The 18,085-nt window shown below is 28.0% G+C and carries 21 protein-coding genes; 4 read left to right on the top strand and 17 right to left on the bottom strand.

The window, feature by feature from the left end; genetic code table 11:
• The first annotated feature begins 10 nt into the window (after nucleotides 1-10).
• A complete protein-coding gene (locus tag IPH62_15240; protein MBK7106627.1) occupies nucleotides 11-1,123 on the top strand; it encodes a hypothetical protein in 1,113 nt (370 codons plus the stop codon).
• A gap of 46 nt (nucleotides 1,124-1,169) precedes the next feature.
• Nucleotides 1,170-1,739: a sigma-70 family RNA polymerase sigma factor gene (locus IPH62_15235; GenBank protein MBK7106626.1), complete on the top strand. Its 570-nt coding sequence runs from the start codon at nucleotides 1,170-1,172 to the stop codon at nucleotides 1,737-1,739.
• Between the two features lie 176 nt (nucleotides 1,740-1,915).
• On the opposite strand, the gene IPH62_15230 is transcribed toward IPH62_15235, so the two are convergent.
• The 3 genes from IPH62_15230 to IPH62_15220 form a co-directional block, all read right to left on the bottom strand.
• Nucleotides 1,916-2,308, bottom strand: coding sequence for a MerR family transcriptional regulator (locus tag IPH62_15230; GenBank protein MBK7106625.1), 393 nt, complete (start codon nucleotides 2,306-2,308; stop codon nucleotides 1,916-1,918).
• Between the two features lie 288 nt (nucleotides 2,309-2,596).
• The gene (locus IPH62_15225) at nucleotides 2,597-3,028 is read right to left on the bottom strand and encodes a 3-dehydroquinate dehydratase (GenBank protein MBK7106624.1); all 432 of its coding nucleotides are present in this window, start codon (nucleotides 3,026-3,028) and stop codon (nucleotides 2,597-2,599) included.
• Nucleotides 3,025-3,297, bottom strand: a complete 273-nt coding sequence (locus IPH62_15220) for a hypothetical protein (protein ID MBK7106623.1) — start codon at nucleotides 3,295-3,297, stop codon at nucleotides 3,025-3,027. The genes IPH62_15225 and IPH62_15220 overlap by 4 nt, the downstream gene beginning before the upstream one ends.
• Nucleotides 3,298-3,379: 82 nt before the next feature.
• Between IPH62_15220 and IPH62_15215 the strand changes: the two genes are divergently transcribed.
• Nucleotides 3,380-4,300, top strand: a complete 921-nt coding sequence (locus IPH62_15215; GenBank protein MBK7106622.1) for a hypothetical protein — start codon at nucleotides 3,380-3,382, stop codon at nucleotides 4,298-4,300.
• On the opposite strand, the gene IPH62_15210 is transcribed toward IPH62_15215, so the two are convergent.
• From IPH62_15210 to IPH62_15145, 14 genes are all read right to left on the bottom strand, one after another.
• Nucleotides 4,290-4,994, bottom strand: a complete 705-nt coding sequence (locus tag IPH62_15210; protein MBK7106621.1) for a YIP1 family protein — start codon at nucleotides 4,992-4,994, stop codon at nucleotides 4,290-4,292. The two genes, IPH62_15215 and IPH62_15210, sit on opposite strands and share 11 nt — an antisense overlap.
• Nucleotides 4,994-5,467 (bottom strand): hypothetical protein, encoded by a 474-nt coding sequence (locus IPH62_15205; protein MBK7106620.1) that lies wholly within the window; start codon nucleotides 5,465-5,467, stop codon nucleotides 4,994-4,996. The genes IPH62_15210 and IPH62_15205 overlap by 1 nt, the downstream gene beginning before the upstream one ends.
• A gap of 16 nt (nucleotides 5,468-5,483) precedes the next feature.
• Nucleotides 5,484-6,431: a ParB/RepB/Spo0J family partition protein gene (locus IPH62_15200; GenBank protein ID MBK7106619.1), complete on the bottom strand. Its 948-nt coding sequence runs from the start codon at nucleotides 6,429-6,431 to the stop codon at nucleotides 5,484-5,486.
• Between the two features lie 3 nt (nucleotides 6,432-6,434).
• Nucleotides 6,435-7,211 (bottom strand): ParA family protein, encoded by a 777-nt coding sequence (locus IPH62_15195; protein ID MBK7106618.1) that lies wholly within the window; start codon nucleotides 7,209-7,211, stop codon nucleotides 6,435-6,437.
• Nucleotides 7,212-7,278: 67 nt separating this feature from the next.
• Nucleotides 7,279-7,956: a metal-dependent hydrolase gene (locus IPH62_15190; GenBank protein ID MBK7106617.1), complete on the bottom strand. Its 678-nt coding sequence runs from the start codon at nucleotides 7,954-7,956 to the stop codon at nucleotides 7,279-7,281.
• A gap of 102 nt (nucleotides 7,957-8,058) precedes the next feature.
• Nucleotides 8,059-9,603 carry an acyl-CoA carboxylase subunit beta gene (locus tag IPH62_15185; protein MBK7106616.1) on the bottom strand — a complete coding sequence of 515 codons (1,545 nt, stop codon included), beginning with the start codon at nucleotides 9,601-9,603 and terminating at the stop codon, nucleotides 8,059-8,061.
• Nucleotides 9,604-9,611: 8 nt separating this feature from the next.
• On the bottom strand, nucleotides 9,612-10,364 hold the full coding sequence (locus IPH62_15180) for an ABC transporter ATP-binding protein (protein ID MBK7106615.1): 753 nt from the start codon (nucleotides 10,362-10,364) through the stop codon (nucleotides 9,612-9,614).
• Nucleotides 10,357-11,133 carry a hypothetical protein gene (locus IPH62_15175; protein MBK7106614.1) on the bottom strand — a complete coding sequence of 259 codons (777 nt, stop codon included), beginning with the start codon at nucleotides 11,131-11,133 and terminating at the stop codon, nucleotides 10,357-10,359. The genes IPH62_15180 and IPH62_15175 overlap by 8 nt, the downstream gene beginning before the upstream one ends.
• A 60-nt stretch (nucleotides 11,134-11,193) precedes the next feature.
• Nucleotides 11,194-11,832, bottom strand: coding sequence for an MBL fold metallo-hydrolase (locus IPH62_15170; GenBank protein MBK7106613.1), 639 nt, complete (start codon nucleotides 11,830-11,832; stop codon nucleotides 11,194-11,196).
• A gap of 6 nt (nucleotides 11,833-11,838) precedes the next feature.
• Nucleotides 11,839-13,044, bottom strand: a complete 1,206-nt coding sequence (gene aroC, locus IPH62_15165; protein ID MBK7106612.1) for a chorismate synthase — start codon at nucleotides 13,042-13,044, stop codon at nucleotides 11,839-11,841.
• An 88-nt stretch (nucleotides 13,045-13,132) separates the two neighbouring features.
• Entirely contained in the window at nucleotides 13,133-14,659 is a 1,527-nt protein-coding gene (locus tag IPH62_15160) for a Do family serine endopeptidase (GenBank protein MBK7106611.1), read from the bottom strand.
• Between the two features lie 16 nt (nucleotides 14,660-14,675).
• The gene (recO, locus tag IPH62_15155) at nucleotides 14,676-15,413 is read right to left on the bottom strand and encodes a DNA repair protein RecO (protein ID MBK7106610.1); all 738 of its coding nucleotides are present in this window, start codon (nucleotides 15,411-15,413) and stop codon (nucleotides 14,676-14,678) included.
• A gap of 8 nt (nucleotides 15,414-15,421) precedes the next feature.
• The gene (gene mtnA, locus IPH62_15150; GenBank protein ID MBK7106609.1) at nucleotides 15,422-16,435 is read right to left on the bottom strand and encodes an S-methyl-5-thioribose-1-phosphate isomerase; all 1,014 of its coding nucleotides are present in this window, start codon (nucleotides 16,433-16,435) and stop codon (nucleotides 15,422-15,424) included.
• A gap of 111 nt (nucleotides 16,436-16,546) precedes the next feature.
• Complete coding sequence (locus IPH62_15145; protein ID MBK7106608.1) at nucleotides 16,547-16,774, bottom strand: hypothetical protein; 228 nt, start codon at nucleotides 16,772-16,774, stop codon at nucleotides 16,547-16,549.
• Nucleotides 16,775-17,185: 411 nt separating this feature from the next.
• On the opposite strand from IPH62_15145, the gene IPH62_15140 reads away from it, so the two are divergent.
• Nucleotides 17,186-18,001, top strand: a complete 816-nt coding sequence (locus IPH62_15140; protein ID MBK7106607.1) for a hypothetical protein — start codon at nucleotides 17,186-17,188, stop codon at nucleotides 17,999-18,001.
• The last annotated feature ends 84 nt before the right edge of the window (nucleotides 18,002-18,085 follow it).

The raw sequence follows: 18,085 nt of genomic DNA, 5'->3' as shown, positions 1-18,085 counted from the left end.
GTATTGTAAAATGAACTTATCAGATTTTGCAAAACCGTTAATTAGTAAAGATCATTTCATTAAAGCAAGTTTTGGCGGCTTTCAAGGTTCTGGAAAAACCAGAACCGCTTTTGAATTTATAACCGGAACTTACAAACAAATGAAATTAACAAAACCAATTCTTATTTTGGATAATGAAAAGGGATCACGTTTTTTAATCAACTTATTTAAGAAAAATAAAATTGAAGCAATCGCAAAAGAAACAACATCTTTAAAAGATGTTCAAGAAGCTTTCAACTTTTTGCAGAAAAAAGAAATTGATTTTCTCTTTATCGATTCACTAACTAAAATTTATTACAGATATATTAAAGATTATCGCGTTAGAAATAAAAAAAATTTTATGACACTTCTAGACTGGGGTAAAATCCTTCCACTTTGGAACGAGGAATTCTCAGAAAAATTTGTTCAGTCAGAAGGTAATATCGTTTTTACCGGAAGAGGAGGATTTGAATATGAAAAAGAAGAAGATACAAAAGATGAAAACGGAGTTGTAACAGAAAAAGGTTCTTTTGTTAAATCCGGATTTAAAATGAAAATTGCCGGAGAAACTCCCTATGAAACTGATCTTAATGTCTGGATGAATTCAAACGATATTTATAATAAGGAAGGTAAACCTACAAAAGAAATTTTTGGATATGTTTTGAAAGATAGATCAGATTCAATAAATGGTAAAATATTTTCCTTCCCTACTTTCAAAGATTTCAAACCAATAATAAATTTTATTCAAGGATTGCCGACCGGAGAAGTTGCAGCAGAAACAAATAAAAATTCTATTCCTTCTGATCGTGAATATTATGAAAAAGATCTTAAAAGAAAAATTGAAATCGAAAAAATAGAAGCAGTTTTTGAATTGAATGGATTAGGAAGTCCAAGGAGTAAAGAAGATATTATGATTAAAACAAACATCATTAAAAAAATATTCGGTACAACTTCTAAAACTGAAATTGAAAAAATGCCATATAATGATTTATCTTTTAAACGTGAAGATTTAGAAAGTCTTTTCAAAGAATTAAAAGAAGTACAGCCGGAAAATATTATTGAATTTATAAATAATCATAATGAAATGATGTTTTTCAATAATTAAATTGCATATCAAAAAAGTACGTACTTAGTACGTACTTTATTTTTCTATGGAAGATCTCAATACTAAAAAACTCATAAAGTTTTACCGGAAAACTAACAGTAAGAAAGCCTTAGATGTTTTAGTTAAAAATCATCAACTTTTACTACACAAAGCAATTCAAGGAATTCCAAAAAATTTAATTGATTATGATTCTCAGATTTCAATAGCTAATACAGTTTTGTTAAACTGCATTAACGTTGATTTTGATGTTAATAATAAAATTAAATTTACAACTTATTTAATGAAGATAATAAGATTCAGAATACTTGATGAAATCAGAAAAATAAAAATCAATTTCGGATATGAACCGGAGCAATTGGAGCATAATGAAAAGGATAATTTTTTATTGAATATTGAGAACACTGAAATTATAAATCTTATGCTTGATCAATTTCCAAAACTTCCACGGACAGAGCAAATAATTTTAGGATGTAAACTTCAAGGAATGAATAATAATTTTATTGCTGAAAGCTGCGGTGTAACTGAAAGTTTAATTTCTCAACATTATAAATCTGCTATAAATAACCTTAAAATGTTGCTTGTTCGTACCGACATTCGCTCTGGCACAATTTATTAACTAACCAAAAATTCTACCATTGCTATGCATTTTCAAAATTATTATTGCAACAATTTTGCAACAATGAGTTTTATTTCTATTATTTATTTGGTTTTTAGTTAATAAACGCAATAAAATCAGTCTTACTACTTGAACCCCATTCAAGTACGCTACCGGGCTGCGCTACGTTCCGAGAATTATATCTTTGAACGTAAATCTACTAAAAAGTTCTTTAAATCTTCAAGGTCTCTTTTAATATCGCGTTGTTCTTGAAAATTTTGTTCTGGAGTTGCAACTTTTTGTATTGAAGTATTTCTATTTTCCGAACTTATTTTATTTAGTTCGTTTGGATCACTTAAAATTTTCTTTGCACCTTCAATTGTATATTTCTCTTCACGTAATAGATGCTTTATGAGTAAAATCATTTTTATATCTTTATTAGTATAAATTCGATTTCCAGCTCTATTTTTGGATGGTTTTAATTGTTCAAACTCTGTTTCCCAATATCGTAAAATATATTGCTCCAAATCGGTTAATTTACTTACTTCTGAGATTGAGTAATACAATTTTTTTAATCCAAAATCTTTCATACAATTCCTCGATTTATACTTTAGCTAAAATATATAAAGTGTTAAAAAATAGCAAGTTTAGAATTTATTCTAAACTTTTGCTTGAAACAATCGTTATATGTATAATTTAAATAGATTGCAAGAAAATCAAGCTAATGCTTAATTAGCATGAAATTGAATTAAAATATTTATGCAATTATATTCGAATAAATTCATAAATTTATTTAGCACCAAGAATATGTATAACGATACAATAATTCGTATCTGAAAGATTTTGCTTGCTAAATATGTGGGAGCATGGAGATGAAATTATTTTTCAGAATGAATTTTCTTTAAAAGATATATTCCGGCTAAATAACTTTTTTCTTTAAATCCAGAAATGTATCCATTTGTGCATGGAGTAGTTATCATTACTTTTCTAAAATCTTCTCTTGATGAAACATTTGAAAGGTGTACTTCAATTTTGGGAATTTTTACAATTTCAAGAGCATCTCTAATTGCAACTGAAGTATGAGTATATCCTCCGGGATTTATTAAAATTCCTTCAAAATTTTTTGAGGCATTTTGCAATTTATCAACAATTTCACCTTCTAAATTACTTTGAAAAAATTCGAATTCATCCTCTGGAAATTCTAATTTTATTATTTCTTCAATTTTTTCAAGAGTTAAATTTCCATATTGCGATTCATCCCTTTTTCCAAGTAAATTTAAATTAGGACCATTTATTATTATTATCTTCATTTCGTTTCATCCATTTCTTCGATAATTTCTCTTAATTTTGGAGGTAAATAAATATCATCAATACCTAATTCTTTTAATGCTGCAGAAAGTGTAATAACTTTTCTTTGAGTTGTCGAGAGTCTATTTAAAACAATAATTTTACTTTCTTTCACAATACAATATCCGCCTTTAAAGTCTCCTCTTTCAAATCTAACTTTTGCTCCCATTTGTGCAGCAACTGATTTTAAGTCTTCAAGCACTTCTTCAAATTCTTTTTCTTTAATTTTCATTTTTGAAGTTTTATATTTAGAGTGAAATTAAATTTATAATTTGAAAATAACAATTCTTTAACTCAATTAAAACTTGGAAATTATGAACATTGCAAGTATTGATATAGGATCAAATACAGTTTTATTACTAATAGCAAAAGTTGAAAATAATAATCTTTTTCCGCTGATAAATTTATACAATTCACCTCGATTGGGAAAAGGTTTGCTTCCGGGAAAAGAAATTCAACATGATAGAATAAATCATTTACTTGAAATATTAACTTTATATAAAAATAAAATTATTGAATACAGGTGCGAAAAAGTTTTGTTAAAAGCAACAAATGCTATGAGAATTGCTTCTAATTCTGATGAAATTTGTACTTTGGTAAAATCAAAACTTGATTTGGAAATTGAAATTATTGATGGAAATACTGAAGCTGAATTTTCATATTTGGGAGCATCATCATCAATGCCAAAAGCTGAAGAAAAAATGGTAATTGATATTGGCGGCGGAAGTACGGAAATAATTTATGGGAAATCAAACAATATAATTTTTAAGCATAGTTTTCAAACCGGAGTTGTAAGTTTAACAGAAAAATACTTCAAGAATAGACCTATTGAAGAAACTAATATAAAAGAAGCGGAATTATTTTTACATCAGTTATTTGAAAAAATATATTTTAATATTCCGCAAAAATTAACTACGATTGCTGTTGCCGGAACTCCAACAACTTTATCATGTATCAAACAAAATCTTAGAGATTATGATGAAAAAAAAGTAGAAAATTCGCATTTAAATTTTTCTGAAATATTAAAATTGAAAAATAAAATTATAAACATTCAGCCGAATGAAATGTTAACAAATTTTGGCAATGTTGTTAAAGGAAGAGAAGATGTTTTATTTGCCGGAATTTTAATTCTTGAATCAATAATGAAAATGAAAAACCTTGATATAATTTATGTTAGCGGAAGAGGTTTAAGATATGGAATTATAATTGATTATATAAATAAACTTAAAAAATAATATAAGGTATTTTCAAAATAATTGATATTAGAAAAATTAAAAAAAATATTATCATTGCGATACTAAAAAAGTTTGAATTCGATTGAAGTTTTATTCCCTTCCAAAAGATTATGACACTCCATATAATAAAAATTAATTCTACTAAAGTTAAAATGTAAGCCGGAATTTCTTTTATCAAAAATGGTGATGGATTAAATATAAACCAATGTTTACCAAAAATTCCGTATTCAATTGGGGTTAGGAAAAATAGAGTTAAGATAGTTGGAATAAATGAAAAAATTGTAACGGCAAATGTATTCTTAAATTTTGTTTTTGTGAATTTCTTTAATCCTACATTTAATAAAATTGAAAAAAATATAAAAAATGCAGTGTAAATAACAGCTTGAATGAGAATGTTGTAAATAAAGCTTTTTGAATTCATTACACTATCATCAACAAAAGATTGAACAAAAGCAGAAATGAGTAATAGCTTTATTGATAGAAAAAAAGTGAGAAATGTTATAAAGTTTTTATGTTCGGCATAAATTATATTTTTTAGCGCATCTTTTGGAGTTTCAAAAAGTCTCCAAATTGTGCTCCATAAATCAATATTTACTACAGCAGCTCTAAAATAATGATGACATTTTGTACATTTATTTAAATATAACGGATTTTTTTCTCCGCAATTTTGGCAAATGTTGAAATTATTATTCATTAAAAATTGAATTTAATTTTGAATTCCGGTTCTTTTGTAAAACTATTCATTCCAATATCAAAATCAAATAAATGCGCATCAACATAAGCATCAATAACGTTAAGAAAATATGTTAAACCCAAATAAATTGCAAATAAATCCCTATTATCTCTATAACCATCTCTTATATTTTTATATACTAATGTTAAATTATTAGACGGATCAAGTAAACTTTTGTTATATAAATCACTAAAGTAATTATAATTATCATTTTCACCTTGCCACCCATAAACAAACCAAGCTGCAGCTCCCCAAATAATCGGAATTTTCCAATATGATTCATTATAAAACTGTCCCCAACCTGGAATTATTGCACTTCTTAACATTGCTCCCGTTGGGGATTTCGTCATAATAAAAGTTGTATCGGCTTCACTATTTGTTAAAGTTGAATCTTGATTAATGTTCTGACTTTGAACATTAATTGATGTGAACAAAAATAAGATTAGTATTTTAAGAATTAGCTTTTTCAATGATATCAAAAAGATCAAATAATCTATCAAGTTCTTCGTTTGAGTAAAAATCAATTGTAATTTGCCCGGCTCCGTCTTTCTTTTGTTTGCAAATAACTTTAGTTCCAAAAATTATTCTAAGTTTATTTTCAATATCTCTTTGGGAAATTAATTCTTGATCATTAAAAGTAATATTTTCTTTATTTTCGGTTTTCTTTCCTTCAAGCAAAGTTTTAACAATCTGCTCAACTTTTCTAACCGGAAGATTATCTTTTTTTATTTTTTCAAGAATCTGAAGCTGCAAACGTTCGTCGTAAATATTAATTAAAGCTCTTGCATGTCCCGCAGAAATTTCATCTTTTATCAAACAATTTTGAATTTCCACCGGAAGTTTTAACAATCTAATCGTATTTGTAATTGTTGTTCTATCTTTTCCAACTTTTTCGGAAACTTCTTCTTGGGATAAATTACATTCATCAATTAATCTTTTATACGCATGAGCAATTTCTATGGGATTTAATTTTTCTCTTTGAATATTTTCGATCAAAGCCAATGCCAGCATTGCTTCTTTTGATTCAACAACAATTATATAAGCCGGAATTGTTTTGTATCCAATTTCTTTAACTGCGCGAAGTCTTCTTTCGCCGGAAATTAATTCATATTTATTTTCCGAAATTCTTCTAACCGTAATCGGCTGAATTAATCCATTTTGCAAAATAGATTTTTTTAATTCATTTAAAGCTTCGGCGTCAAATTCAATTCTTGGCTGAAATGGATTTGGAGAAATATTTTCAACATCAATTTTTGCCAAAATATCTTGAGAAGTTCCGTCATCATTTTTAATATTCTGATTTGATAAATCAATATTTTCATGATTTTCAATTTTGATAGAAGGATTTAATAAAGCTTCTAATCCTCTTCCGAGTGCCGGTTTATTTTTATCATTCATTTTTTAATTGCTCAATTGTTTATGATTACATCTACTGATAACTTCCGAAGCAAGCGAAATATAATTTTTAGCTCCGGATGAAATTGCATCATATAAAATTACTGGTTTTGCATGACTTGGCGCTTCGGATATTTTTACATTTCTATGAATTATTGTTGTAAAAACTTTTTCACCAAAATATTTTTTTACTTCTTCAACAACTTGATTTGATAAATTCAATCTTTGATCATACATTGTTAACAAAACGCCGTTAATTGCCAAACTTGGATTTAATTGTTTTTTAACAATATTGATTGTGTTTAACAATTGTCCCAAACCTTCTAAAGCAAAATACTCACATTGAACCGGAATTATAACAGAATCCGCTCCGGTTAATGCATTTAATGTTAGCAAACTTAAGGAAGGTGGACAATCAATAATTATATAATCATACTCAGAATTTATTTCTGCGAGCGATTTTTTTAATAGTTTTTCTCTATTTTCCATATTCACAATTTCAATTTCCGCACCAACCAAATCAATATGCGAAGGTAAAATATCAAGATTTGGCATATAAGAATTTACAACACAATTTTCTATCGGAACATTTCCAATAATTACATTATAAACGGAAGATTCATTATTATAAATTCCTAAACCGTGAGATGAATTTGCTTGCGGATCAATATCAATAAGCAATGTTTTAAATTCTGCCGCCGCAATTGATGCGGATAAATTTATTGCTGTTGATGTTTTTCCAACGCCCCCCTTTTGGTTGGCAATTGCTATAATATTTGCCATGAATTCCTAAAAATCAAATACTTAAAATACTTTTTTAAAATTAAAAACTAACGTTAAATTCCTAAAATTACAATTCAATCTCTTCACCAAATTTCATTAAAATACATTTTTTATTAATTGATTCTACACTTTTCTTAAATTCATTCGGATCAGCTTCAATTACCGGAAAAGTATTATAATGAATTGGAATTGCAAAATCTGGATTTACAAATTCTACAGCTTTTGTGGCATCTTTTATTCCCATAGTGAAATTATCTCCAATCGGGAGCAGCATATAATTTACTTTGTTCATTTCACCAATAAGTTTCATATCATAAAAAAGTGCAGTATCACCGGTATGGTAAATTGTTTTATTTTCAATAGTTATAAGAACTCCGGCTGGTTCTCCAGCATAAGTTCCATCCGGAGTTTGTGATCCGTGATGTGCAATTGTAAATTTAATTCGCCCGAATTCAAAATTATGTGCTCCGCCAATATGCATATTGTGAGCATTAAATCCTTTAGAAATACAATAATTTGCTAATTCATTTACGCAAATAAAAATTGGGTTTGTTCTTTTTGCAATTTTGAATGCATCACCGATATGATCGCCGTGTCCGTGAGTTAAAATAATATAATTTGCATCAACATCTTTTGATTTTACCGGTGAAGTTGGATTTTCATCTAAAAACGGATCAATTAAAATTGTGATTCCGGAATTTGTTTTAATCTGAAATGCCGAATGTGAAAAATATCTTAATCTCATTTTTTCACCTTTTATTTATTTACAAATTATTTTGATAAAAAGAAATTTACAACAATTATTAAAATAGATTTGAAGTTTTTGTCTGATTTTTTAATCAAATATTTACAACGGAATATTTGAATGTTTTTTCTTTGGATTTGTATCAACTTTTGTTTTTAGCAATTGAAATGCATTTACTAATTTTAGTTTGGTTTCACTTGGTTTAATAACATCATCAATATATCCACGCTCCGCTGCAATATACGGATTTGCAAATTTTTCAATATATTCTTCTAACATTTGATTTAATTTTTCTTCCGGTTTTTCAGAAGACTGAATTTCTTTTTTAAATATTATTTCTACTGCACCTTTGGGTCCCATTACTGCAATTTCCGCAGTTGGCCAAGCAAAATTAAAATCGCCGCGAATATGTTTGGAATTCATTACATCGTAAGCGCCGCCGTATGCTTTTCTGGTAATTACGGTAACTTTCGGAACTGTTGCTTCACTAAATGCAAAAAGTAATTTTGAACCATGTTTTATAATTCCACCCCATTCTTGTTCGGTTCCCGGAAGAAAGCCCGGGACATCTTCCAAAACTAAAAGCGGAATATTGAATGCATCACAAAATCTTACAAATCTTGCTCCTTTTACAGATGAATTAATATCCAAAACTCCGGCTAAAATTGCCGGCTGATTTGCAACTACACCAACCGAAATTCCGCCAATTCTTCCAAATCCCACAATAATATTTTCTGCAAAATTTTTATGAACTTCCAGAAATTCTTCGTCATCAACAATTTTGGAAATTATTTTATGCATATCGTAAGGTTTGGTGGAATTTTCCGGAATAATATCATCAAGCTCCGGAATTAATAAATCTGCATTAAAATCAAATTCTTTTTCAACAGATTTATCTTTCCAATTTAATGGAAGATAATCCACTAATTTTCTGATATTGTGCAACACTTCAATTTCGCTATCAAATGCAAAATGCGCAACGCCACTTTTTGATGTATGTGTTTCGGCTCCGCCTAATTGCTCAAACGAAACTTCTTCATGAGTTACGGTTTTTACAACATTTGGTCCCGTTACAAACATATGGCTTGTTTTTTTTGCCATGAAAATAAAATCAGTAATTGCAGGTGAATAAACAGCGCCGCCCGCACATGGTCCTAAAATTGCAGAAATTTGAGGAATAACTCCGGAGGCTAATGTGTTTCGTAAAAATATTTCTGCGTAACCGCCAAGACTTACAACTCCTTCTTGAATTCTTGCGCCGCCGGAATCATTTAATCCAATTACGGGAATGCCGATTTTCATTGCCATATCCATCAGCTTGCAAATTTTTTCAGCATGTGCTTCGGAAAGAGAACCACCGAAAACTGTAAAATCTTGACTAAATAATGCAATCGGTCTGTTATTTATTTTTGCAAATCCGGTTACAACTCCGTCACCTAAAAATTTTTGTTTGTCTAATCCAAAATCATTTGATCTGTGTTTAACAAACATATCAATTTCATCAAAACTTCCTTCATCAACTAAAAGTTCGATTCTTTCTCGCGCAGTTAATTTTCCTTTTTCATGCTGATTTTTAATACGTTCTTCACCGCCGCCAAGTTTAGCTTCATTTCTTAAGTTTTCTAAATAAATATTTTTTTCAGACATAAAAATTATTAAACGGAAAAATGATAAAGTTTACTTTCTAATTTCTTTTTGAAAATATCTTCAATTTGATTTCTTGAAGATTGAAATTGCTCAGACTCCAAGATTTCTAAATTACGTTTCGCTGATAATTCAACTTTTAACTTTTCTATAATTTCACCGGGATTTTTTTTCATCAAATAAATTTTATCCGATAAGAATAATGCCTCAGTTATATTTGTTGTTCCAAAAAGTATTGATATTTTTTTTTCGATAAAAACTTTTCTCAACAATAAATAAATTTCTTCACGAGTTTTATCATTTAGATTATTAAATGGTTCATCGATAATTATCAAATCCGGATTATTTGCTAAAGTTCTTCCAAGAGAAATTCGAAATCTAAAACCTTCACTTTTTGCATTTGGGAAATGATTTTCATAACCATGCAATCCAACTAAATTAATGATTTCTGCAATTTCTTTTTCATTCATTTTACTGTTGAATGAAATATTATCATAAACATTTAGCCAAGGAAATGAAGAAGGTTTTGAAGGAATAAATACAATATTTTTCTTCTCTTCAATAATTTTTCCAGAAGATGGATTTTCCAATCTCGCAATAATTTTTAACAATGAAGTTTTGCCAGAGCCCTTTGGCGCAAGCACCGAAACAAATTCACCTTTAAATACTGAAAATGAAATGTTTTCCAAAAGTTGAATTACATAACCAACTTTATCTTTATATTCTTTCGAAATATTTTCAACTTTTAAAATATTTTCATTCATCAAGTTTTTCCCAAAAGAAATATTTTAATTTTATCTTATTCATCAAAAATTCAAAAGTAAATAATGTAATCATCAACAAAATTATTGTTGCAACAATAACAACTAAATCAGCGTATTTTATTGATAAATAAAACTGTTTTCCTAATCCGTTTGTTTTATTTACAAATTCGTAAACTATTGAGTAAGTCCAAATTAAAAAATGATTTTTCTTGAACACATCAAATATTTGCGGCTGAAATGATTTCCAAATTACATTTTGAATTATTTTATTTTGAGGTAAACCTAAACTTTTTGCGGAAATTATATATTCGTCTTTAACTTTATGCGAGCTTAAAAATACTTCGCTTTTAAGTAATCCCATTGTCAAAATGAATATGAAAATAATTTCTCCCCAAATGGAATTGTTAAACCATATATTAAATAGAAAAACTAAAAATACCGGAAGAAAATAATTTGAAACTTGAAAAAGTTGAAGCAATTTAGGAAACTGATTTGAGGTAATAAAAATATACGGAAATACTAATTTTATTAAAAAATAAGAAACAAGAAATATTGAATAAATGATGGAAACCGTAAATAAAAAATTATTTATAAAACTATAATCTTTAAGTATTGATGGAATTGACTCTACTAAAATTGATGGTCGCGGTAATAATTGATTTACCGGAAGTATAAATTCAAATAATATTATGTAAATAAAAATAATTGCGGATAATAATGATAATATTAAACTATATTTTTTTTGAATTGTAAAATTATTTTCTAACATTATAAATTTATTTGAATGATGATGTAATTTATTTAATCAATTTGGGATAATCAACATAAGTTATTTTAAAAATGGATTGTTCAATTTTTCAAAACCAATTGTTGTTGAATCTCCATGACCGGGAAAAACTTTTGTAGCATTATCTAATGTAAATAATTTTGTTTCAATAGAATTAATTAAAGTTTTATAATCTCCACCCCATAAGTCTGTTCGCCCAATTCCTTCAAGAAATAAAACGTCACCGCTTATACAAATATTAGTTTCAAACAAAATACAATATTCACCGGGAGTATGTCCTGGAGTAAACAAAAACGAGAAAGTACTTTCGCCAATTTTTAGTACTAAATTTTCTGTTATAAAGTTATCTGGATGTGGAGATTTTTTTGCGGAAATTCCAAACATTTTTGCTTGATCACTTAATTTATTTAGTAAAGGTAAATCAAGTTCTGGGGCAAAAAATTCGCATTTATATTTTTCCTTAACAAATGCATTTCCTAAAATATGATCTATATGGCAATGAGTATTGATAAGATATTTTATTTGGAGATTATTTTCATCAATAAATTTGGATAAAGATTCTTCTTCTTTATTTGTATAACAACCCGGATCAACAATTATTGTTTCATTAGAAATTTTATCCCAAACTAAATAAGTATTTTCTTGAAATGGATTAAAAACAAATTTTTTTAATTCAATCATAAATTCTTATTTAAAATTTTTCTTAATATTTTGAAATAAATTTTTAGTATAATTTTTATAATTTATTTTAGTTTCTTCAAGAGAATCTCCGCCGAATTTTTCCAACATAAATTTAGCTAAAACCCAAGCCAATGCAGCTTCTCCAATAACACCGCAAGCCGGAACAGCAACAAAATCACTTCGTTCTCTTCTGGCTTTTACAGATTTCATCTCATTTAAATCAACAGTTTCTATCGGCTGCATAAGTGTAGCAATTGGTTTCATTGCGGCTCTAACAATAATCGGCAACCCAGTTGATATTCCTCCTTCAATCCCGCCGGCACGATTTGTCTTTCGTGAGAAATTATTATTTTCTAAAATTATCTCATCGTGAGATTTTGAACCGAACAAACCGGCTGAATAAAATCCAGAACCAATTTCAACTCCTTTTATTGCATTAATTGACATAAATTCGAATGCAATTGCCGCATCAAGTTTTCTATCAAAATGCATATATGAACCAAGCCCAACCGGAACGCCAGTTGCTACAACAATAATATTTCCGCCAAGTGTGTCTCCATTTTTCTTAGCTGATTTAATTTTGTTGATAATTTTTTTTTCTTGTTCACTTTCCAAAACTCTGACTTCACTTTTATCAGCTTCATCTGCTAAATTTTGAGCTGAAAAATTCTTCGGTAAATTATTATCAAATAAATTTTGAGCAAAATTATTTTTAGAATAAATATTACCTATGCTTTCTACAAAACTTCCAACATTTATTCCGAATTCTTCTAAAAATCTTTTGGCAATTGTTGAGCCGGCAACTCTTACCGCTGTTTCTCTAGCACTTGATCTTTCTATTGAATTTCTAATATCGTTAAAATTAAATTTGCTTATTCCGGTTAAATCTGCATGACCCGGACGAGGAATTGTAATTTTCTCAACTTTACTTTTAATTGGAGTATGACTCATTATTTCAGTCCAATTTTTCCAATCAGAATTTTCAATATTAAAAGAAATTGGTGAGCCTAAAGTTTTACCAAATCGTATTCCGGATAAAATTTCAACTTGATCGGTTTCAATTTTCATTCTCCCACCGCGACCATATCCCATTTGTCTTCTGCGAAGTTGATTATCAACAAATTCTTTTGTAATCGGAATATTTGATGGAAATCCTTCAACAATTACTGATAATGATTTCCCATGAGATTCGCCGGAAGTAAGAATTCTAATCATTTATTTTCCTTAATTATTTTGCATTTAAATATAAAAAAAACGCCTATGAGATATAGGCGTTTTCAAAAATAATATTTTGTGAAATTTATTTATTATCGGGGATTTCCAATCCGACAAATCTTGTGTTTCCTTGTTCATCATATAATTTTAACAATACAGCTTCGCCTTTTTTTGAATTGATAGCTTCTTCAAAATCTTCAGCTGAACTAATATTCTTTTTATCTACTTGCGTTATTACCAATCCGGGAAATAAACTTTGATCAGCGGCTTTACTGAATTGTTCAACATCTTTAATCAATATGCCATTTTTTACTTTATATTTTTTTAATCCGGAATCATTTAAATCTTGCACTGTTAATCCCAATTCCTTTAAGTTAATTTCTTGAATATTATTAGAATCTTTTTTCTTTTCTTTTTTTGAAGAAACTAATTCTGTTGTTTCCTCTTTATCTTTTTCTCTGGCTTTTAAAACTACATCTCTCGTTATTTTTTTCCCTTCTCTAAACAAGGTTAAATGAACTTCTGTTCCGGCTCTTTTTGTTGCAACATAACTTTGTAGTTGATTTGGTTTATTAATTTCTTTTCCATCAATTTCCAAAATTACATCACCGGCTAAAATATCTTCTGTTGCGGCTGAACCGTCTTCAACAACATTTTGAATCATTATGCCCATAGGCTTATCCAAACCAACTGCCTTTGCTGTTGCAGCATCAACTTCTGTAATACTAACGCCAATGTAGCCACGACTAACTTCACCATTTTCTATTAAATCTTGCGCAACAGATTTTGCAATATTAATTGGAATTGCAAATCCATATCCAATATATGTTGAAGAAAATCCATTTGTAGCAATTGCAGAATTTATTCCAACAACAGCTCCGGTTAAATCAACCAAAGCTCCGCCGCTATTACCCGGATTTATTGCAGCATCCGTTTGAATAAAATCTTCTATACCATAATTTTCTTTATCTTTGATTATTCCGATATTTCTGCCGGTTGCACTAACAATTCCAGCTGTTACTGTTGAAGTTAAATAACTTAACGGATTTCCAATTGCCATTACCCAAGAACCTACTTTTAATTGGTCTGAATCACCCATATAAGCTGCGGGCAAATTTTCTGCATCAACTTTTACAACTGCTAAATCTGTTAACGGATCTTTTCCAATTATTTTTGCATCAAGTTCTCGTTTATCAAATAAATGAATTTTTATTTGAGATGCATTTTCCACTACGTGATTATTTGTTAAAATATATCCGTCTTTTGAAATGATAACACCGCTTCCGCCGCCTTCTCGCTTAAAGTCTTGATTTTTATCTTTGAATTCCGGAAAGTTAAATGGAAAATTAAATAAATCTTTATGTGGATCTTCTTTTACTGTGCTTACAACATTTATACTTACAATTGATGGCGTAACTTTTTCTGCAACTTCGATAAATGCCGTATTAAAATTTGTTAAAGTTAAATTTTCAACCGGAGAATTTTCGCTCCCAATATTTATATGTTCTGCTTTGCTTATTTTTATTAAATCTGCACTTGAAACAAGTATTGCTCCAAATACAACTCCTATAATTATTAAAGAAATTTTGCCAAATAAATTTCTGGTTTTCATTTTTTAAACCTTCCCTTTATAATATTTGTAATGATTTGATTCCACTGAATTCTGAATTATGAAAAATGAGATACTTTTCTAAAATAAAAATTATATTTTCTAAATCGTTATTCTTATAAGAAATTGACTTATTTTTGTTGGTTAGACACATAAATAAATTAAAAAGTTCCTTAGAAAAAGTGAATGTAGTTATTTTATCCGAATTGCAATTTCCGCATATAATTCCATCGGAATAGCTGAATGCATTTTGATTATTTTCCAATAATTTATTTCCGCAAATTGAACAGTTATTAAATGAAAGTTCAAAACCAATTTCTTTTATAAAAAAAACTAAGAATTGAGTAAATAATAAAATTGGATCAGTTTGTGATTTATTCATCATAGTTAAAATTTTTGTAACACCTCTAAAAAGTTTAATGTTAATATCTTTTTCTAAAACCAATTTAACTATCAGCTCACAAATTGATGTTGCATATTTAATTCTATTTAAATCGGATTTTATTACAGCGAAATGTTCAATCAAATTTGTTTGAGTTACTAATTGAAGTTCTTTCTCTTCCTTGTTGTAGTAAACAATTTCCACCCAATTCAACAAATCAATTTTACTTCCGATTTTGGATTTTGAGCTTCTTGCACCTTTAATTAAGGCTGAAATTTTTCCATGTTCTTTAGTATAGAAATGAACAATCAAACTTGTATCGCTGAAGTTAATTTTCTTTAAAACGATAGCTTCATTTTTAACTATTTCAACCATTTTAAATTTCAGATTTTCGTAAAATCGTAAGGAGGTAAATGAAGTTTTTTTTCGGTAATAATTCCGGAAATTAATTCATTCGGAGTTACATCAAACGCCGGAGAAAAAACTTCGTATTCATCTTTGGTTATTTTCTCATTTCTTAAAGTGTTGATTTCTTTTTTATCTCTAAACTCAATTATGATTTTTTTTCCGGTATCGCAATTTTTATCTATTGTAGAAGTTGGAGCGGCAATGTAGAAAGGAATTTTATGATATTTACATAACACTGCTAAGTTATAAGTCCCAATTTTATTGGCAGAATCACCGTTAATTGCAATTCTATCAGCGCCGGTTATTACCAAATCAATTTTAGAATTTTGCAATAAGTAAGCAGCAGTTGAATCAGTGTTAATTGAAAATGGTATTCCGGATTTATGTAATTCAAATGCCGTTAATCTGCTTCCTTGAAATAACGGACGAGTTTCATCGGCATAAACAAATTTAACTTTACCTTTTTCAAATCCATATTTAATAACGTTAAATGCCGTTCCGCCGCCGCCGGTAGCGAGTTTCCCTGTATTGCAGTGAGTTAAAACTGTAGAAATTTTATCAAATATTTGCAATCCGTTTTGAGCAATTTTATCACACATTAAAATATCTTCTTCGTGAATTAATTTTGCTTCATTCAGCAAAACCTCAAAAATATCTTTAGAATTTTTATTTGATTCAAAAATATTTTTCATTCGTTGTAATGCCCAAAAAAGATTTACGGCGGTTGGTCTTGTTTTTAATAATCTTGAAAAAACTTTTTCGAAATGTACATTTTTACTTTCTAAAACATTTTTAAAACTTAGAGCTATTGCATATGCCGCAGAAATTCCAATTGCCGGAGCGCCTCTTACTTCAAGACGTTCGATAGCAATTGCAATTCTCTCATAATCATCAGTTTTAATATAGGTTTCTTCAAATGGCAATTTTGTTTGATCAATCAAAATTAATTGGTTATCAATCAAATCAATTGAGTTAAAATTAGATGTCATCAAATTTTGAAAGCTCTCATATTTTGTAACATAGTTAATTAAAATATCTTAACCTACAATCTCAGTTCATGTGAAACAAAATCTATACAAAGTCCTTATAAATAATTCTTTTTATACAATTACCGGAATATTGTTTGTAAAATTTTCTTGTATTGAATGAATATCTTCAGTAACTGAATTTAGAATTAGTTGTGCACCTTTTAAATGCGATTCTGCAATATTGGCATCGGTTTCATCTTCTTTTAAACTTGATGTTAAAGTCCAAACTTTTTCAAGTATTGTGTTTAAAACAATAAGTTTTTCATTGATGCTAAATGATTGTTGGATTGTGTTTTCCATTTTGGAGCTCCTTGTTTTTAGAATTATAGGAAAAGAGATCTTCTAATAGTCAAGGTGACTATGCCAAAATCTCACGATCAAGGCAATCTCTTTTCCTGAATAAAATTTCATTTGATTTTGATGCATTGAATAGAGCCTTGTTTTTAGAATGATATAAACTTAAAAAACAAATATTAAATAGTCAATACTTATTCAAAATATTTTTTTTAATTTTGAAAGTAATTTCTTTAACAAACTCTCACATGGAAATTGAATTGGAATTAGACTTATCCTCACTTAAACTTTTAAAAATATTTCATGAGTACTGTATAACTTCAAATCTTATAGAAGAAAATAAAATGTTTAATCTGAAAGTAAGAATATTTTATTTTGAAAAAATTCTTATAGGAATAAATCCAACGGAAGCAAAAAATGAAACTTCAAAAATTTTTTCAATTACTAAAAACAAAGTTCAAAGAATTATCAATTATACCAAATTTCTTTAGATCAAAAGTTTCTAAAATTTTTGGTTTCTTTAAAATGAAATATTTACCTTTTAAACCAATGTGGATTTTATATTTTTCCCTATTGCCGTTAATTCCTTTTACATTATATTTTTGTTTTTCTGAAGAAATCAAAGTTGAAGATATTTACCTAAACATTGCAACTGAATTACTTGGAATATGGATCTCAACAATTATCATTGGCATAATGTTTAATTATTATGAAGCAAGTAAATGGAAACCAATTGAAAATAAAATTCATAAAGAATTAAATTTCATATTTAACTTACATATTTATGAAATATTTGTAACATTAGACTTAAATAAAAAACTACAAATAAACGAAATGGATCTATTCAAAGAACCTGATATATTCATAAATACTTTTACTAATTACCTAAAATATGATATTTCAGAAAATGACATTTCTTTAGAATTCAAAGAACATGAAATAAATGGAATAATTAAGTATTGTAGTGAGGCTCAAAATCATCTTGATAAAATATTAAAAAGATTTAATTTAAGAATTAGCAATAATGCAAATATCTTGAATATGATTGATGATTTATATATAAATTTATCTGGTTTAAATTATTTTGCAGATGTTTATAATAGAAAATATTTAAATGAGGAAAATAATTTACAATTTTCTCAAAAGGAAATTTTTGCAATAATGCTTAGAACAAATCTAATAGATGTATTTAAAGCTTCAAGTAATATATCAGAAATATTAAGTAAGAATTAAATATTTGATTTATTTTTGTTTCACAAATTCTGTAACTCATTTAGAATAAAGCAAAAGAACAATCATTCTAAGAAAGTTCATTCA

This window comes from Ignavibacteriota bacterium, assembly GCA_016708125.1.
Classification (GTDB): Bacteria; Bacteroidota; Ignavibacteria; order Ignavibacteriales; family Melioribacteraceae.
Note: the sequence above shows the minus strand (reverse complement) of the source record. Positions and strands in the feature narration are given on the sequence as shown.

Excerpts from the sequence above, each read along its gene's own strand:
- IPH62_15195 (MBK7106618.1), bottom strand. The coding sequence starts at position 7,211 with ATGGCAAATATTATAGCAATTGCCAACCAAAAGGGGGGCGTTGGAAAA.
- IPH62_15210 (MBK7106621.1), bottom strand. The coding sequence starts at position 4,994 with ATGAATAATAATTTCAACATTTGCCAAAATTGCGGAGAAAAAAATCCG.
- IPH62_15230 (MBK7106625.1), bottom strand. The coding sequence starts at position 2,308 with ATGAAAGATTTTGGATTAAAAAAATTGTATTACTCAATCTCAGAAGTA.
- IPH62_15200 (MBK7106619.1), bottom strand. The coding sequence starts at position 6,431 with ATGAATGATAAAAATAAACCGGCACTCGGAAGAGGATTAGAAGCTTTA.
- mtnA (MBK7106609.1), bottom strand. The coding sequence starts at position 16,435 with ATGACATCTAATTTTAACTCAATTGATTTGATTGATAACCAATTAATT.
- IPH62_15225 (MBK7106624.1), bottom strand. The coding sequence starts at position 3,028 with ATGAAGATAATAATAATAAATGGTCCTAATTTAAATTTACTTGGAAAA.
- IPH62_15190 (MBK7106617.1), bottom strand. The coding sequence starts at position 7,956 with ATGAGATTAAGATATTTTTCACATTCGGCATTTCAGATTAAAACAAAT.
- IPH62_15220 (MBK7106623.1), bottom strand. The coding sequence starts at position 3,297 with ATGAAAATTAAAGAAAAAGAATTTGAAGAAGTGCTTGAAGACTTAAAA.
- IPH62_15185 (MBK7106616.1), bottom strand. The coding sequence starts at position 9,603 with ATGTCTGAAAAAAATATTTATTTAGAAAACTTAAGAAATGAAGCTAAA.
- IPH62_15235 (MBK7106626.1), top strand. The coding sequence starts at position 1,170 with ATGGAAGATCTCAATACTAAAAAACTCATAAAGTTTTACCGGAAAACT.
- IPH62_15170 (MBK7106613.1), bottom strand. The coding sequence starts at position 11,832 with ATGATTGAATTAAAAAAATTTGTTTTTAATCCATTTCAAGAAAATACT.
- IPH62_15215 (MBK7106622.1), top strand. The coding sequence starts at position 3,380 with ATGAACATTGCAAGTATTGATATAGGATCAAATACAGTTTTATTACTA.
- recO (MBK7106610.1), bottom strand. The coding sequence starts at position 15,413 with ATGGTTGAAATAGTTAAAAATGAAGCTATCGTTTTAAAGAAAATTAAC.
- IPH62_15145 (MBK7106608.1), bottom strand. The coding sequence starts at position 16,774 with ATGGAAAACACAATCCAACAATCATTTAGCATCAATGAAAAACTTATT.
- IPH62_15180 (MBK7106615.1), bottom strand. The coding sequence starts at position 10,364 with ATGAATGAAAATATTTTAAAAGTTGAAAATATTTCGAAAGAATATAAA.
- IPH62_15160 (MBK7106611.1), bottom strand. The coding sequence starts at position 14,659 with ATGAAAACCAGAAATTTATTTGGCAAAATTTCTTTAATAATTATAGGA.
- IPH62_15175 (MBK7106614.1), bottom strand. The coding sequence starts at position 11,133 with ATGTTAGAAAATAATTTTACAATTCAAAAAAAATATAGTTTAATATTA.
- IPH62_15140 (MBK7106607.1), top strand. The coding sequence starts at position 17,186 with ATGAAACTTCAAAAATTTTTTCAATTACTAAAAACAAAGTTCAAAGAA.
- IPH62_15240 (MBK7106627.1), top strand. The coding sequence starts at position 11 with ATGAACTTATCAGATTTTGCAAAACCGTTAATTAGTAAAGATCATTTC.